This window comes from Stutzerimonas azotifigens (assembly GCF_013522725.1).
GTDB lineage: Bacteria > Pseudomonadota > Gammaproteobacteria > Pseudomonadales > Pseudomonadaceae > Stutzerimonas > Stutzerimonas azotifigens_A.
In genome coordinates this window covers 104,972-119,956 of sequence record NZ_JAAMRF010000001.1, presented here as the reverse complement: position 1 = coordinate 119,956, position 14,985 = coordinate 104,972, and the positions used below count along the sequence as shown (strand labels likewise).

At 64.4% G+C, this 14,985-nt stretch carries 12 protein-coding genes and 1 pseudogene; 5 read left to right on the top strand and 8 right to left on the bottom strand.

Annotation, left to right across the window (positions count from 1 at the left end):
• The first annotated feature begins 180 nt into the window (after positions 1-180).
• Positions 181-1,212 (top strand): cytochrome-c peroxidase, encoded by a 1,032-nt coding sequence (locus G7026_RS00550; protein WP_181068667.1) that lies wholly within the window; start codon positions 181-183, stop codon positions 1,210-1,212.
• 40 nt (positions 1,213-1,252) lie between these two features.
• Here G7026_RS00550 and mscL read toward each other — a convergent pair whose 3' ends face one another.
• Positions 1,253-1,663, bottom strand: coding sequence for a large-conductance mechanosensitive channel protein MscL (gene mscL, locus G7026_RS00545; protein ID WP_181068666.1), 411 nt, complete (start codon positions 1,661-1,663; stop codon positions 1,253-1,255).
• Positions 1,664-1,937: 274 nt separating this feature from the next.
• On the opposite strand from mscL, the gene G7026_RS00540 reads away from it, so the two are divergent.
• Positions 1,938-3,449 (top strand): catalase, encoded by a 1,512-nt coding sequence (locus G7026_RS00540; RefSeq protein WP_375138182.1) that lies wholly within the window; start codon positions 1,938-1,940, stop codon positions 3,447-3,449.
• Positions 3,450-3,545: 96 nt separating this feature from the next.
• A complete protein-coding gene (locus tag G7026_RS00535; RefSeq protein ID WP_181068663.1) occupies positions 3,546-4,088 on the top strand; it encodes an ankyrin repeat domain-containing protein in 543 nt (180 codons plus the stop codon).
• On the opposite strand, the gene G7026_RS00530 is transcribed toward G7026_RS00535, so the two are convergent.
• Complete coding sequence (locus G7026_RS00530) at positions 4,082-4,831, bottom strand: EAL domain-containing protein (protein ID WP_181068661.1); 750 nt, start codon at positions 4,829-4,831, stop codon at positions 4,082-4,084. The two genes, G7026_RS00535 and G7026_RS00530, sit on opposite strands and share 7 nt — an antisense overlap.
• Positions 4,832-5,072: 241 nt before the next feature.
• A pseudogene (locus G7026_RS00525) lies at positions 5,073-5,348 on the bottom strand (CopD family protein); the annotation flags it as partial.
• 115 nt (positions 5,349-5,463) lie between these two features.
• On the opposite strand from G7026_RS00525, the gene radA reads away from it, so the two are divergent.
• Positions 5,464-6,828 (top strand): DNA repair protein RadA, encoded by a 1,365-nt coding sequence (radA, locus tag G7026_RS00520; RefSeq protein WP_181068657.1) that lies wholly within the window; start codon positions 5,464-5,466, stop codon positions 6,826-6,828.
• Positions 6,829-6,859: 31 nt separating this feature from the next.
• On the opposite strand, the gene G7026_RS00515 is transcribed toward radA, so the two are convergent.
• From G7026_RS00515 to G7026_RS00505, 3 genes are all read right to left on the bottom strand, one after another.
• Complete coding sequence (locus G7026_RS00515; RefSeq protein ID WP_181068655.1) at positions 6,860-7,225, bottom strand: PilZ domain-containing protein; 366 nt, start codon at positions 7,223-7,225, stop codon at positions 6,860-6,862.
• A gap of 114 nt (positions 7,226-7,339) precedes the next feature.
• Positions 7,340-8,593: a serine hydroxymethyltransferase gene (gene glyA / locus G7026_RS00510; protein WP_181068654.1), complete on the bottom strand. Its 1,254-nt coding sequence runs from the start codon at positions 8,591-8,593 to the stop codon at positions 7,340-7,342.
• A gap of 104 nt (positions 8,594-8,697) precedes the next feature.
• The gene (locus tag G7026_RS00505; protein WP_308811736.1) at positions 8,698-11,673 is read right to left on the bottom strand and encodes a bifunctional diguanylate cyclase/phosphodiesterase; all 2,976 of its coding nucleotides are present in this window, start codon (positions 11,671-11,673) and stop codon (positions 8,698-8,700) included.
• A gap of 207 nt (positions 11,674-11,880) precedes the next feature.
• Here G7026_RS00505 and ettA point away from each other — a divergent pair, with 207 nt between their 5' ends.
• Positions 11,881-13,545, top strand: coding sequence for an energy-dependent translational throttle protein EttA (gene ettA, locus G7026_RS00500; RefSeq protein ID WP_181068650.1), 1,665 nt, complete (start codon positions 11,881-11,883; stop codon positions 13,543-13,545).
• 51 nt (positions 13,546-13,596) lie between these two features.
• Here ettA and G7026_RS00495 read toward each other — a convergent pair whose 3' ends face one another.
• Both G7026_RS00495 and G7026_RS00490 read right to left on the bottom strand, forming a co-directional pair.
• On the bottom strand, positions 13,597-14,094 hold the full coding sequence (locus G7026_RS00495; RefSeq protein WP_181068648.1) for a gluconokinase: 498 nt from the start codon (positions 14,092-14,094) through the stop codon (positions 13,597-13,599).
• A 92-nt stretch (positions 14,095-14,186) separates the two neighbouring features.
• Positions 14,187-14,963 (bottom strand): ferredoxin--NADP reductase, encoded by a 777-nt coding sequence (locus tag G7026_RS00490; protein ID WP_181068646.1) that lies wholly within the window; start codon positions 14,961-14,963, stop codon positions 14,187-14,189.
• Between the last annotated feature and the right edge of the window lie 22 nt (positions 14,964-14,985).

Sequence of the window (14,985 nt, the reverse complement as noted above, 5' to 3'; positions counted from 1 at the left end):
GCCACCGGCGAGTCGCAAGGCGCCCGGGTGCGCCACAGGTCGCGGAACCCACCATCAGCCGAAGCCGCTGGGTCAATTTGACCCACCCCGGGACAGCGTCTCGTTTGACCTGAGTCAAGGGCGAAACGGCCCGCTTGGCGCCTGCTAGAGGTGCCAACAAAACGATGAGGAGCAACCCGGATGCGCACCCTAAACCCTGTCCTGCTGAGCAGCCTTCTGTTGATTGCCAACATTGCCCAGGCCGACGCGTTGCGCGAGCGCGCCAACACCCTGTTCAAACCCGTGCCGGACAAGGTCAGCGAAGTTCGCGGCCAGCCGGTCAGCGAGGCCCAGGCCGTCTTGGGCCACAAGCTATGGTTCGACCCACGCCTGTCGCGCAGCCACATCATCAGCTGCAACACCTGCCACAACCTGAGCCTGGGCGGCGTCGACAGCGTGACCACCTCGATCGGCCATGGCTGGCAGAAAGGGCCACGCAACTCGCCGACGGTATTGAACTCGGTATTCAACGCCGCGCAGTTCTGGGATGGTCGCGCCGAAGACCTGCAGGCCCAGGCCAAAGGTCCAGTGCAGGCCAGCGTCGAGATGAACAACACACCGGAACGCGTCGAGCAGACCCTCAAGAGCATCCCGGCCTATGTCAGCGAGTTCAAGAAGGCCTTCCCGAAGGACAGCGACCCGGTCAGCTTCGACAACATGGCGCTGGCCATCGAGGCGTTCGAGGTCGGCCTGACGACGCCCAACGCGCCGTTCGACCGCTACCTCACGGGCGACGACAAGGCGCTGTCCGACAAGCAGAAAACCGGCCTGGCGCTATTCATGGACGCCGGCTGCGCCGGTTGCCACAACGGCGTGAACCTGGGCGGCCAGGGCTACTTCCCGTTCGGCGTGATCCAGAGGCCGGGGGCCGAGGTACTGCCCGAAGCGGACAAGGGACGCTTCACGGTGACCAACACCGCGTCCGACGAGTACGTCTTCCGCGCCGCACCGCTGCGCAACGTCGCACTGACCGCGCCCTACTTCCACAGCGGCGAGGTGTGGGAACTGGAACAGGCGGTGGCGATCATGGGAGACAGCCAGCTGGGTCGCCAGCTGGATGCGGATGAAGTCAACGCGATCACCGCCTTCCTCCACAGCCTCACCGGCGACCAACCCCAGGTCGCCTACCCGGTGCTGCCGACCAGCACCGCGACCACCCCGAAACCCGAGTGACGGGTCGGCCCTCCCCCCGCCTGGGTGGGAGGGCTCCCCTTCAGAGGCGGTTCTGCGTCTTGAGCAGGTCGCGAATTTCCATCAGCAGCTCCTCTTCCCGGGTCGGCGCCGGCGGCTCGGATGGCGCTTCCGCCTCCTCGCGCTTGAGGTGATTGATCGCCCGCACGCCCAGGAAGATGGCGAAGGCGACGATAGTGAAGTCGATTACCGTCTGGATGAAACGGCCGTAACTGAGCGTGACCGCTGGGCTGTCGGCGGTGGCCCCTCGCAGGACGACGGCCAGGTCGGAAAAGTCCACGCCGCCGATCAGCAGACCTAGCGGCGGGGTGACCACGTCGCCAACGAAGGACGAGACAATCTTGCCGAACGCCGCACCGATGATGATGCCGACCGCCATGTCGATCACGTTGCCACGCACAGCAAAGGTTTTGAACTCGGAGAGAAGACTCATGGTGTCGCGTTCCTTTGATTTGGGGAGAGGGAGCCGTCCACGCGGCGGTGACCTTAAAGACTCTAGGTCAGAAGTGCGGTTCCGCCCCTGTCTAGCCCAGCTACAGCAGCGCTAGCTCATCGAGAACCGATCAGTGATGAAAGATCGCTATCGGTAGCTTTGTCTTTTCCAATTTAGCGCGCAGCGCAGCCCTCCGTAGCCTTGGCGGGCGTGCCTAGACACGCCTTTCAGAACATAAAGAGGATGCACCATGTCGAAGACTTTCAGGGCGGCCATGCCCAACCGCCTGATGCTGGCGATCACTACCGGCGCGCTGGCGCTGTCGGTCAATGCCGCGCCGCTTACGCGCGACAACGGCGCCCCGGTTGGCAACAATCAGAATTCCCAGACCGCCGGCCCTAACGGCCCGACCCTGCTGCAGGACGTGCAGCTGATCCAGAAGCTGCAGCGCTTCGACCGCGAGCGCATCCCCGAGCGCGTCGTACATGCTCGCGGCACCGGCGCCCACGGCGAGTTCACCGCTACCGAGGACATCTCCGACCTGACCCTGGCGAAGGTCTTCGAGAAGGGCTCCACCACGCCCGTGTTCGTCCGCTTCTCCACCGTGGTGCATGGCCTGCATTCTCCTGAAACCCTGCGCGACCCCCGCGGCTTCGCCACCAAGTTCTACACGGCGGACGGCAACTGGGACCTGGTCGGCAACAACTTCCCGACCTTCTTCATCCGCGACGCCATCAAGTTCCCGGATATGGTCCACTCGTTCAAGCCCGATCCGCGCTCGAATCTGGATGACGACAGCCGCCGCTTCGACTTCCTCTCGCATCACCCCGAATCGACCCGCACCCTGACCCTGCTGTACTCCAACCAGGGCACACCAGCCAGCTACCGGATGATGGACGGCAACGGCGTGCATGCCTACAAGCTGGTCAACGACGAGGGCCAGGTGCATTACGTGAAGTTCCGATGGAAGACCCTGCAGGGCCTGAAGAACCTCGACCCGAAAGAGAACGAGGCGATGCAGGGGAAGGACTACAGCCACCTGTCGCGCGACCTGATCACCTCGATCGAGAAAGGCGACTACCCCAAGTGGGATCTGATGATCCAGGTGCTCAAGCCTGAAGACCTGGCCAAGTTCGACTTCGATCCGCTGGACGCGACCAAGATCTGGCCTGACGTGCCGGAGCGCAAAATAGGCCAGATGGTGCTGAACAAGAACCCGCAGAACATCTTCCAGGAAACCGAGCAGGTCGCCATGGCCCCGGCCAATCTGGTACCGGGCATCGAGCCCTCCGAGGATCGCCTGCTGCAGGGCCGCCTGTTCGCCTATGCCGACACCCAGCTGCACCGCGTCGGCACCAATGGCCTGAGCCTGCCCATCAACCGTCCGAAGGTCGACGTCAACAACGGCAACCAGGACGGCGCGATGAACTTCGGCCAGACCACCTCGGGGGTCAACTACCAGCCGAGCCGTCGTGAAAACCGCGAGGAAACTCCGCGTGCGGTCTACAGCAAGCTGGAGCTGAGCGGCACCACCCAGCAGGCACCGATCCAGCGTCAGCAGAATTTCAAGCAGGCCGGCGAGCTGTATCGCTCGTTCACCGCCAAGGAGAAGACCGACCTGGTCAATACCTTGGGCGGCGAACTGGCGCATACCGACGACGAAGCCAAGCACATCATGCTGTCGTTCTTCTACAAGGCCGACGCCGAGTACGGCGAGCGCCTGACCAAGGTCGCCAAGGCCGATCTCAAGCGCGTGCAGGCACTGGCTGCCGATCTGGAAGACTGATCCGTTCCTGCCGATCCGTGCCCTGCGGGTCGGCATTTCGAAGCAGCGAAACATCCGGGGCCGCCACCGGCGGTCCCGTCTTTCGGAGGACGCCCCATGCGTTATCTGGTTTTGAGCGCACTCATGCTGATCAGCCTGGGCGGCTGGGCCGACGAGCCCATTCCCAGCGATCCGGCCGAAGTGCAGGCGACCCTGCGCCAGTATTATTTCGACGCGGCACGCAGCGGCGATACCGCCATGCTGGCCGAATTCATCGACGCGGGCTTCAACCTCGCCACTGCGGACGAAAAGGGTTATAGCGCTTTGATCCTGTCGGCCTATCACGGCCACATGCAGGCCGTCGAACAGCTGCTGGCCGCCGGCGCCGACGCCTGTGCCCAGGACAAGCGAGGCAATACCGCCCTGATGGGCGCGATCTTCAAGGGCGAACTGAGCATCGCAAGGCGCCTGCTGAACACCGAGTGCAACCCCGATCAACCCAACGGTGCCGGGCAGACCGCCGCCATGTACGCGGCGCTGTTCCAGCGCAAGGAAGTACTCGACGCCCTGAAGGAACGCGGCGCGGACCTGAACGCCACCGACCATGCAGGCAATACCCCGCAGACCCTTGCGACGGGCGAGATTCGCAGCGGCTACTGAGCGGGAAAACTGATCTCCGGCAACGCCTGGAACGCCGGCTTGGCAAAGAGGTAGCCCTGAAACAGCGTGACGCCCATCTCTCTCAGCGCGGTGTACTCGCCGAGCGTTTCGATGCCTTCGGCGATCACCGTGATATCCAGTCGGCGGCATATCTGTAATGCCGCCTCCACCAGCACCTGACGAACCGAGTCGGTGTCGATTCCGCGAATCAGATGCATGTCCAGCTTGATCACGTCCGGCTGGAAATCGGCCAGCAGGTTCAGCCCCGCGTACGCCGCGCCGAAGTCGTCGATGGCGGTGATGAAGCCCATCCCGCGATAGCTGCGCAGAATCTGCAGCAGGTGCTCCATGTCCTCGACCTGCTCCTGCTCGGTCACCTCGAACATGATGCGTTCGATCGGGAAATTGACGCGCTTGGCCGTAGCCAGCGTGGCGCGGATGCACAGCTCCGGCTTGTACACCGCATTGGGCATGAAGTTGATCGACAGCCGTCCGGGCAGCTGCAGTTGCGCCGACCAGTTCAGCGCCGTGACACGGCATGCCTGGTCGAAGCTGTAGAGGTTGTCCTGGGTCACCCGCGACAGCACCCAAGCCGCCCCTTCTCCGGCCACGCCGCGTACCAGGGCTTCATGGGCAAAGACGCTGCGGTCGGTGATATCGACGATGGGCTGGAACGCCATGCTGATCGGAAAATCCAGGGCTTCGCCGTCGCGACAGCCGGTACAACGGTGCAATTCTTTCATGCCACAGCTCCGCGAGGGATTCATGTCGGTAGACCTCCCACGCGCGCGAAGGCGCGGAAACCCTGACGGTGGCCGGACAGGCGGCCATGGGTCCGTAGGCCTCGGACAGGAGAAGCCGGATTATGGGCGAAATGCCATCTGCGTTTCCAACGCGCGCCTCGGTGAGGGGACAAATGACCTGTTGACCAGCGTCAACGGCGGCGCCACCACCGAGCGCTATGGTGGCCGCTCATTCCCACGGAGCTAGCAGCATTAATTTTGTCTGCACCACCTGCGCAAGCACCGAAGACCCGAGCCACGCCGTAGGTGGCAACCAAAGACTGGCCAGCCACAGCCCGCTAACCACCTGCAGCCCCAGGGCCGGCAGGCCGACTCGCTCGTAGCGCCGTTCGAAGCCGCGCACGACCTCCACATCCCGACGCCATAACGCGCCAGGCAATACGCCCAGGAGCAACACCAGATGGCCGCCGACCCAAACGCTAGCGCCAAGCAAATGAATGAACAACAGCATGCGCATGGCGGCCTTCCTGACTGATTTGTTTACAGTCTGAACGCTGTCGCCGCACGCGGGGCTGATCGTGATCAAGCCAGCCGTTATCATGCGCACCCATTCCTCCGACGCGGAGCTCCCCATGGCCAAGGCCAAGCGCATGTATGGCTGCACCGAATGCGGCTCGACCTTTCCCAAGTGGGCCGGCCAGTGCGGCGACTGCGGCGCCTGGAACACCTTGGTGGAAACCGTCATCGACTCCATCGCCCCGTCTACTTCCGGGCGTGCCGGCTGGGCCGGGGACGCGGCCAATCTCAAGACCCTCGCTGAAGTCAGCGTCGAGGAGGTGCCGCGCTTCTCCACTGCCTCGGGCGAGCTGGACCGCGTCCTCGGCGGCGGCCTGGTGGACGGCTCTGTGGTGCTGATCGGCGGCGACCCAGGCATCGGCAAGTCCACCATTCTGCTGCAAACGCTGTGCAACATCGCCCAGCGCTACCCGGCCCTCTACGTCACCGGCGAGGAATCCCAGCAGCAGGTCGCCATGCGCGCCCGGCGCCTGGACCTGCCGCAGGACAAGCTCAAGGTGATGACCGAGACCTGCATCGAATCGATCATCGCCACCGCCCGGCAGGAAAAGCCCAAGGTCATGGTGATCGACTCGATCCAGACCATCTTCACCGAGCAACTGCAATCGGCCCCCGGTGGCGTCGCCCAGGTGCGCGAGAGCGCGGCCCTTCTGGTGCGCTTCGCCAAGCAGAGCGGCACGGCGATCTTCCTGGTCGGCCACGTCACCAAGGAAGGCGCGCTGGCCGGTCCGCGGGTGCTCGAACACATGGTCGATACCGTGCTGTATTTCGAGGGTGAATCCGACGGTCGCCTGCGCTTGCTACGTGCGGTGAAGAATCGCTTCGGTGCAGTCAACGAGCTCGGCGTGTTCGGCATGACCGACAAAGGCCTGAAGGAAGTCACCAACCCCTCGGCGATCTTCCTCACCCGCGCCCAGGAAGCGGTGCCCGGCAGCGTGGTCATGGCGACCTGGGAAGGCACCCGCCCGATGCTGGTGGAGGTGCAGGCGCTGGTCGACACCAGCCACCTGGCCAACCCGCGCCGGGTGACCCTGGGCCTGGACCAGAACCGCCTGGCCATGCTGCTGGCCGTGCTGCACCGCCACGGCAGCATCCCGACCTACGATCAGGACGTGTTCATCAATGTGGTCGGTGGCGTAAAGGTGCTGGAAACCGCGGCGGACCTGGCGCTGATGGCCGCGGTGATTTCCAGCCTGCGCAACAGGCCGCTGGATACCGATCTGCTGGTGTTTGGAGAAGTGGGGCTGTCCGGGGAAATCCGCCCGGTGCCGAGTGGCCAGGAGCGGCTGAAGGAAGCCGCCAAGCACGGATTCAAGCGCGCCATCGTGCCCAAGGGCAACGCGCCGAAAGAAGCGCCAGCGGGGTTGCGAATCATCGCGGTGACGCGCCTGGAGCAGGCGCTCGACGCGCTGTTCGAATAGGCGGACGCGGCTTGACGGCCGCGCCTCGGGCTCAGCTGCCCAGCGCCGCCAACTCTCGTTCGAGCAGTTCGCTGTCGCCCAGATTGAGCTCCACCAGACGGCGCAGGTGGCTGATCGAATCCAGATCGATATGCCGGCAGGCGAAGCCCAGGGCGTTGCCCTCCTCATGCGCCAGATCGACCTCCATGCGCACCTGTGCGTCGGGCCCTAGCACGATGCGAGCGCTGAACGGCAGGCAGGCATCGCCGTTCCAGTCTTCCGGCCGCTCCGCAAGGACTCCTTGCAACGAAAGGTCCAGTAGCGTGGCGCTCCATCGCTGGTCATGCTGGGTAAGCACGAGCGAGGCATCGAAGTCGATGCGCTGAAATCGGCGACGTTCTTGTGCAGGTCCGGTCATGGCAATGCTCCCGTATTACTTCAAGACTATAGAACGCTTGTAACGGTGAGTCCCCCGCGACAGGCAAAAAGAAGCCCGGCGCACAGGGTGCACCGGGCTCCGTGGCCACTCGGATCAGGCGCCGTAGACGGGGAACTTGGCGCAGACGGCCTCGACCTTGGCGCGCACCGCCTCGATCACCGACTCGTCGCCCATCTTGTCGAGAATATCGCAGATCCAGCCGGCCAGCTCACGGCACTCGGCTTCACCGAAGCCGCGGGTGGTGACGGCCGGGGTACCGATGCGCAGGCCCGAGGTCACGAAGGGCGAGCGCGGATCGTTCGGCACGCTGTTCTTGTTCACGGTGATGTGGGCGCGGCCCAGGGCGGCGTCCGCATCCTTGCCGGTGATGTCCTGCTTGATCAGGCTGAGCAGGAACAGGTGGTTCTGGGTGCCGCCGGACACCACGTCGAAGCCACGCTGAATGAACACTTCGGCCATGGCCTGGGCGTTCTTCACCACCTGCTGCTGATAGGCCTTGAATTCAGGCTGCAGCGCTTCCTTGAAGCACACGGCCTTGGCCGCGATCACGTGTTCCAGCGGGCCGCCCTGCGCACCTGGGAAGACAGCGGAATTGAGCTTCTTCTCGATCTCGGCGTTGGCGCGAGCCAGGATCAAACCGCCGCGCGGACCGCGCAGGGTCTTGTGGGTCGTGGTGGTGACCACGTCGGCGAACGGCACCGGATTCGGGTAGACGCCAGCGGCGACCAGGCCGGCCACGTGGGCCATGTCGACGAACAGGTAGGCACCGACCTTGTCGGCGATTTCGCGGAAGCGGGCGAAGTCCAGCACCTGCGAGTAGGCGGAGAAGCCGGCGACGATCATCTTTGGCTTGTGTTCCAAGGCCAGACGCTCGACCTCGTCGTAGTCGATCAAGCCCTGGTCGTTGATGCCGTACTGCACGGCGTTGTACAGCTTGCCGGAGGAGGAAACGCTGGCGCCGTGGGTCAGGTGTCCACCGTGAGCCAGGCTCATGCCGAGGATGGTGTCGCCAGCCGAGAGCAGCGCCAGGTAGACCGCGGCGTTAGCCTGGGAACCGGCATGCGGCTGCACGTTGGCGTAATCGGCGCCGAACAGCGCCTTGGCGCGATCGATGGCCAGTTGCTCGACCACGTCGACATGCTCGCAACCGCCGTAGTAGCGCTTGCCCGGATAGCCTTCGGCGTACTTGTTGGTCAGCACGCTGCCCTGGGCTTCCATGACCGCCGGGCTGGTGTAGTTTTCCGAGGCGATCAGCTCGATGTGGTCTTCCTGACGGCGGGCTTCCTGCTCCATGGCAGCGAAGAGATCGGCGTCGAAGCGGGCGAGGGTCAAATCACGGCTGAACATGGCGGTCCCCTGGTATCAGCTGGGCGGTAAGAAAGAGGCCGCGGATTCTACCCTATCGCTGGCACGGTAGGTATGAAGGGCGATCATCCGATGACGAAGCGCGCTCATGCAGGCTGAGTCCAGCGGCTCGGAAAACGCCGCTCGATTTCATCCGCTGGCACCGGGCGCCCGAGGTAGAAGCCCTGTACCTCGTCGCACCCGTGCCGACGGAGGAAATCGAGTTGCGCCTGGTTTTCCACGCCCTCGGCGATGACCGACATGTTCAGGCTGTGGGCCATGGCGATGATCGCCCGGGCGATCTGGGCATCCTGCTCGCCGTCGGGCAGTCCGTCGACGAAGCTGCGGTCGATCTTCAGCACATCGATCGGGAACTGTTTGAGGTAGTTGAGCGAGGAATAGCCGGTGCCGAAATCGTCCACCGCGATGGACGGTCCCAGCTCCTTGAGCCCGGCCAGGATGCGCATCGCCTCGGCGACATCGGTCATCAGGATGCTTTCGGTCAGTTCGAGTTCCAGGCAGGCCGGGTCGATGCCGGTACTGTCGAGGATCTGCGCGACCCGCCAGCCGAGCTGCCCATCGCTGAACTGGCGCGCCGAAATGTTCACCGAGACCTTCGGCACGGCGATGCCCAGCCGCTGCCAGTCGGAGATCTGCCGGCAGGACTCGTCGAGCACCCAGGCCCCCACCTCCACCACCAGCCCGACCTCCTCGAGCACCGGAATGAAGTCGCAGGGCGGTACCAGACCGCGAATCGGATGCTGCCAGCGCAGCAGCGCTTCCACCCCGGTCAGGCGCACGCCATCGCCGCAGAATTGCGGCTGGTAGTGCACGACGAACTGGCCGTGCTCCAGGGCATGGCGCAGGTCGCTTTCCAGCTCCAGACGCTCGAGGGCGCTGGCGTTCATGTCGCTCCGATAGAACTGGAAGTTGTTCTTTCCCCGCTCCTTGGCGTGATACATGGCCGTGTCGGCGTTCTTCATCAGCTGGCTGAGTTCGGCGCCATCCTGCGGGCTCAGGGCGATGCCAATGCTCGCGGTCACGAAAAACTCACGCCCGGAGAGCACGAAAGGCTCGGCCAGGCTCGCCAGCACCTGCTCGGCCACCGTCACCGCCCGCTTCAGCGCCGCGTCGCGGTGGGCGATCGGGTGCAGCAGAAAGGTGAATTCGTCCCCGCCCATGCGGGCCACGGTATCGTCCTGCTCGACGCACGCAGCCAGGCGCACCGCGACATCCTTGAGCATCCGGTCGCCGGCGGCATGGCCGAGCGAATCGTTGATCGGTTTGAAGCGGTCCAGGTCGAGGAACATTAGCACCACCCAGTCGCCACGCCGCGCGGCCTGCTGCAGGCTGTTATCCAGGCGATCTTGGAACAGGGTGCGGTTGGGCAGTCCGGTCAGGCCGTCGTAGTAGGCCAACCGGTGGATGCGCTGTTCGCTCGCCTTGCGTTCGCTCATGTCGCTGAAAAAGCAGACGTAGCTGACCAGGTCGCCCTCGTCGTCACGCACCGCGGTAACGCCGATCCAGCACGGACAGATCTCGCTATCCTTGCGTTTGAGCCAGAACTCCCCTTCCCAGCTGCCACGCGCCCTGAGTTGTCGGAGTATGTAACCGATCTGGTCGACTTGCTGCCGGTCGGCGATGAGGCGCGAGGGCAGCTGGTCGATCACCTCCACGCCAGAAAATCCGGTGATGCGGGTGAAAGCTTCGTTGACCTGAACGATGTAGCCCGCCGGATCGGTGACGAGGATCGCTGCGGTGGAATGCTCGAATACTGTCGCCGCCATGCGCAGATCCTTCTCGGCGCGGCGCTGGAGGCTGATGTCGCGACCGATGCACAGGGTGCCGCCGAAGCGATCCTGCTCGGTCAGGATGAGCATGATCCGCAGCTCGATCGGTACCCGCCTGCCGGTCAGGGAAAGGCAGTCGAAATGCAACACTTTGCGTGGCAGTTGATTGCGCAGCACGGCGAGCGCCGCCGGGTCGTTGGCGGCCGCGCGGACTTCACGCATCAGCGTATGGAACGCGGCGACCTGGCGCGGATTGGTCACCACGTCCGCCAGGCCGTTTTCCGCGACCCACGCAGGGCTGTAGCCCAGCACCGTCTCGATCGAGGGACTGATGAAGTCGATGCGTACGTCGCGGGTGGTAGTAAAGACGACATCGCTGAGGCTCTCGGCGAGCATCCGGTAACGCCGCTCGCTGGTGCGCAGCGCGTGGCTGGCTTCGATCTGCTCGGTCACGTCGCGCGCCACGCCGATCAGCCGCTCCGCGCGACCGACCGCATCGCGCGTCAGCACCTGCTCGCTGACGCTGAACCAGCGCCACCCGCCCTCATGATGACGCCAGCGCAGCAGGGACTCCTGAACCGCGCCGTCCCTCAGACTGGCGCGCAGCGCCAGCAGCCGGGCCATGTAATCCTGATCGTCGGGATGGGTGATCGTGCGCCAGAAGCGGTTGGCGTCTTCGCACCGCCCATAGCCGAGCTGTCGGGCCAGATCCTGGTTGGAATACAGCACCCGGTTGGCCTGCAGGTCCTGTACGTAGAGGGTGTCGGACACAGTGCCGAGCACATCGGACCAGAATCGCTCGCGCTCGACCAACGCCTCGCGCGCCACCTGCTCCTCGGTGATGTCGCGCAGCAGCCAGACGAAGCCGGAGGCACGGCCGCCATCGAGCGCGAGGGTACGTCGGGTGATGGAGAACAGCCGTTGCTCGCCATACTGCAGCAGGCGCAAGGGCTCAAGGTAAGGCTCGCTGTCGCCCAGGTTGCGCACCAGCGCCTGCGGGTCGAGGCTCGGCAACAGTTCATGAAGCCGGTAGCGGGCCGCCTGCCTGTTATCGAGGCCAAACATGGCAGCGGCGGAAACGTTCAGGTAATCCAGACGCCCGTCAAGAGTGGTGATCAGCACCCGTTCCTCGACTGCGGCAAGGGCATTGGCGGCGTAACGCAGCGTCTTGTTCCGCTCAAACACCCGCCGCGGGCCGGGAAACCAGCACAGCACGGCCGTGGCACGGTCGAGCAGTCGTGTAAGCCAGGGCTGGCTGATCTTGGGTGATGCAGGAGTCAGGGGTCTACCCACGCTAAACAATCCGTAAGAATAAAGCTGTGTTGCGTCGAGTATCAGGGGCGACCCGCTAGGATGCCTTGACGTAAGGCAAAGTGCCAGCATTGCCCGCTCGGCGGTTTGCCCTGACTTCGGCATTCCGGTAGCTTTGCCGGCATGTCCGAGCCATCGGCCCGGTCGTTTCGTTTTCACTTTTTCCTTTCGTCACGGGCATTCGTCTCCATGGCTCAATACGTCTACACCATGCACCGGCTGAGCAAGGTCGTTCCGCCGAAGCGTGAAATCCTCAAGAACATTTCCCTGTCGTTCTTCCCGGGCGCCAAGATCGGCGTGCTCGGCCTCAACGGTGCCGGCAAGTCCACGCTGCTGCGCATCATGGCCGGCGTCGATACCGAGTTCGACGGCGAAGCCCGGGCGATGCCCGATCTCAATGTGGGTTATCTGCCGCAAGAGCCACAACTTGACCCCGAACAGACCGTTCGCGATATCGTCGAGGAAGCGGTGAGCGTCATCAAGGATGCCCAGGCGCGACTGGATCAGGTCTACGCGGCCTACGCCGAGCCGGACGCCGATTTCGACGCCCTCGCCGCCGAGCAGGCCAAGCTCGAAGCGATCCTGCAGGCCTCCGATGGCCACAACCTCGAGCGCCAGCTGGAAGTCGCCGCCGATGCGCTGCGCCTGCCGCCGTGGGACGCCAAGATCGGCCATCTGTCCGGTGGCGAGAAGCGCCGCGTGGCGCTGTGCCGCCTGCTGCTGTCGGCACCCGACATGCTGCTGCTGGACGAACCGACCAACCACCTGGACGCCGACTCGGTCGCCTGGCTGGAGCACTTCCTCCACGACTTCCCCGGCACCGTGGTGGCGATCACCCACGACCGCTACTTCCTCGACAACGTCGCCGGCTGGATCCTGGAATTGGACCGCGGCCAGGGCATCCCCTACGAGGGCAACTATTCCGGCTGGCTGGACGCCAAGTCCGCGCGTCTGGCGCAGGAGTCCAAGCAGCAGTCGGCCCACGAGAAGGCGATGAAGGCCGAACTCGAATGGGTTCGCCAGGGCGCCAAGGCGCGTCAGGCCAAGTCCAAGGCCCGCTTGCAGCGCTTCGAGGAACTGCAATCGCAGGAATTCCAGAAGCGCAGCGAGACCAACGAGATCTACATCCCGGCCGGGCCACGCCTGGGCGACAAGGTCATCGAGTTCAAGAATGTCTCCAAGGGCTACGGCGATCGCCTGCTGATCGACAACCTCTCGTTCAGCGTGCCGAAGGGCGCCATCGTCGGCGTGATCGGCGGCAACGGCGCGGGCAAGTCGACGCTGTTCCGCATGATCATGGGCAAGGAGCAGCCGGACTCGGGCAGCATCGAGATCGGCGAAACCGTTCAGCTCGCCTCGGTCGACCAGAGTCGCGAAGAGCTGGTCGGCGACAAGACCGTCTGGGAAATGGTCTCCGACGGCCTGGACCAGATCCGCATCGGCAATTATGAAGTGCCCTCGCGTACCTACGTCGGGCGTTTCAACTTCAAGGGCTCGGACCAGCAGAAGTTCGTCAAGGACCTCTCCGGTGGTGAGCGCGGTCGCCTGCACTTGGCGTTGACCCTCAAGCAAGGCGCCAACGTGCTGCTGCTCGACGAACCGTCCAACGACCTCGACGTGGAAACCCTGCGTTCGCTCGAAGAGGCGCTGCTGGACTTCCCCGGTTCGGCGATCGTGATCTCCCACGACCGCTGGTTCCTCGACCGTGTCGCCACCCACATCCTGTCCTATGAGGACGACTCGCAGGTGGTGTTCTTCGAGGGCAACTACACCGAGTTCGAAGCCGATCGCAAGAAGCGCCTCGGCGAGGCGGCCTCCCAGCCCAAGCGCGTCAAGCACCGCAAGCTGGCGTAAGCCTCGATTCGAAGAAGCCCCGGTCCTGTACCGGGGCTTTTTCGTTTGCGCCTATACCTGCTCGGGCAGCGCCGCGACGATTTGTTCGACGATGGCCTCGGGCGTCTGGCGGATGTCCACCATCAGGGCTTCGTCAGGGCCAGGCGGCTCCAGCGTGTCGAGCTGATCCTGCAGCAGCTCGGGCGCGAAGAAATGGCCGCGACGGCGGGTCAGACGTTCGGCAAGCAGCTCGGGCGAGCCCTTCAGGTACACCATGAACAGATCGGCCCGGTCGCCGCGCAGCAGGTCGCGATAGGCGCGCTTGAGGGCCGAACAGGCGAAGATGTGGGTTTGCCCTTTCCGGTACTGCTCGTCGATGGCCGCACGGATGGCCCGCAGCCAGGGCATGCGGTCTTCATCCGTGAGCGCGATGCCTTGCGCCATCTTTTGCTTGCTGGCTTCGCTGTGAAACTGGTCGGCATCGGCGAACCCGCACCCCAGGCGCTCGGCCAGCCGCTCGCCGATGGTGGTCTTGCCGCTGCCGGACACGCCCATGATGAGGATGATCATCCCCTGCCCCTCCTGGTTTCTGCTGTCAGATTTCGGCGGGGCGGACGAGGCTTAAGTTCCGGGCCAGGGATGACCAAAGGTTACGGTGGCGTCTACCAGTAGTTCTCGACCGCCACCTGACCCGGGCGCCGGGTCAGCGACAGGTTCATCCCGCGCGCCTTGAGCACGGCCCGGGTGTCGTCGATCATCTCGGGGTTGCCGCACAGCATGATCCTCGAATGCTCCGGCACCAGCGGCAGATCGGCGGCGCGTTCAAGTTCGCCGTTCTCGATCAGCGTGGTGATCCGCGCATTCAGCGCACCGGGCATCGACTCGCGGGTCACAACCGGCAGGTAGAGCAGCTTGTGCCCCTGGCCTTCGAGGTATTCCCGCTCGGGCAGCTCGCGGATCAGTGTCTGGTAGGCCAACTCGGCGCGATGCCGTGCGCTGTACACCAGCACGATGCGTTCGAAGCGGCTCCACACTTCCAGATCCTGCAGGATAGAGAGAAACGGCGCGATGCCGGTACCGGTGCCGAGCAGCCAGAGGTCGCGGCCATCGGGGAAGCGATCGAGGGTCAGAAAGCCGAACGCCTGCTTGTCCACCATGAGCTCGTCGCCGGGCTTCAGACGCGACAGCTCGCTGGTGAACTCGCCGCCCGGCACCACGATGGAGAAGAAGTCGAGAAACTCGTCGTGGGGCGCCGAGACCATCGAGTAGGCCCGCCAGACAATGTTGCCGTCGGCCTTGCGTACGCCGAGCCGGGCGAACTGCCCCGCGCGAAAACGAAAGCCCGGGTCGCGGGTGGTACGCAAGGTAAAGAGGCTGGGCGTCAGCGTCTGCACCTCGAGCAGGCGCTGGCGGGTGAACTTCTCTTCGCTGACGGTCATACTTCGCTCCCTTCGCGGATAT

Excerpts from the sequence above, each read along its gene's own strand:
- glyA (WP_181068654.1), bottom strand. The coding sequence starts at position 8,593 with ATGTTCAGCCGTGATTTGACCCTCGCCCGCTTCGACGCCGATCTCTTC.
- ettA (WP_181068650.1), top strand. The coding sequence starts at position 11,881 with ATGGCTCAATACGTCTACACCATGCACCGGCTGAGCAAGGTCGTTCCG.
- G7026_RS00490 (WP_181068646.1), bottom strand. The coding sequence starts at position 14,963 with ATGACCGTCAGCGAAGAGAAGTTCACCCGCCAGCGCCTGCTCGAGGTG.
- radA (WP_181068657.1), top strand. The coding sequence starts at position 5,464 with ATGGCCAAGGCCAAGCGCATGTATGGCTGCACCGAATGCGGCTCGACC.
- G7026_RS00550 (WP_181068667.1), top strand. The coding sequence starts at position 181 with ATGCGCACCCTAAACCCTGTCCTGCTGAGCAGCCTTCTGTTGATTGCC.
- G7026_RS00540 (WP_375138182.1), top strand. The coding sequence starts at position 1,938 with ATGCCCAACCGCCTGATGCTGGCGATCACTACCGGCGCGCTGGCGCTG.
- G7026_RS00515 (WP_181068655.1), bottom strand. The coding sequence starts at position 7,225 with ATGACCGGACCTGCACAAGAACGTCGCCGATTTCAGCGCATCGACTTC.
- G7026_RS00495 (WP_181068648.1), bottom strand. The coding sequence starts at position 14,094 with ATGATCATCCTCATCATGGGCGTGTCCGGCAGCGGCAAGACCACCATC.
- mscL (WP_181068666.1), bottom strand. The coding sequence starts at position 1,663 with ATGAGTCTTCTCTCCGAGTTCAAAACCTTTGCTGTGCGTGGCAACGTG.
- G7026_RS00535 (WP_181068663.1), top strand. The coding sequence starts at position 3,546 with ATGCGTTATCTGGTTTTGAGCGCACTCATGCTGATCAGCCTGGGCGGC.
- G7026_RS00530 (WP_181068661.1), bottom strand. The coding sequence starts at position 4,831 with ATGAAAGAATTGCACCGTTGTACCGGCTGTCGCGACGGCGAAGCCCTG.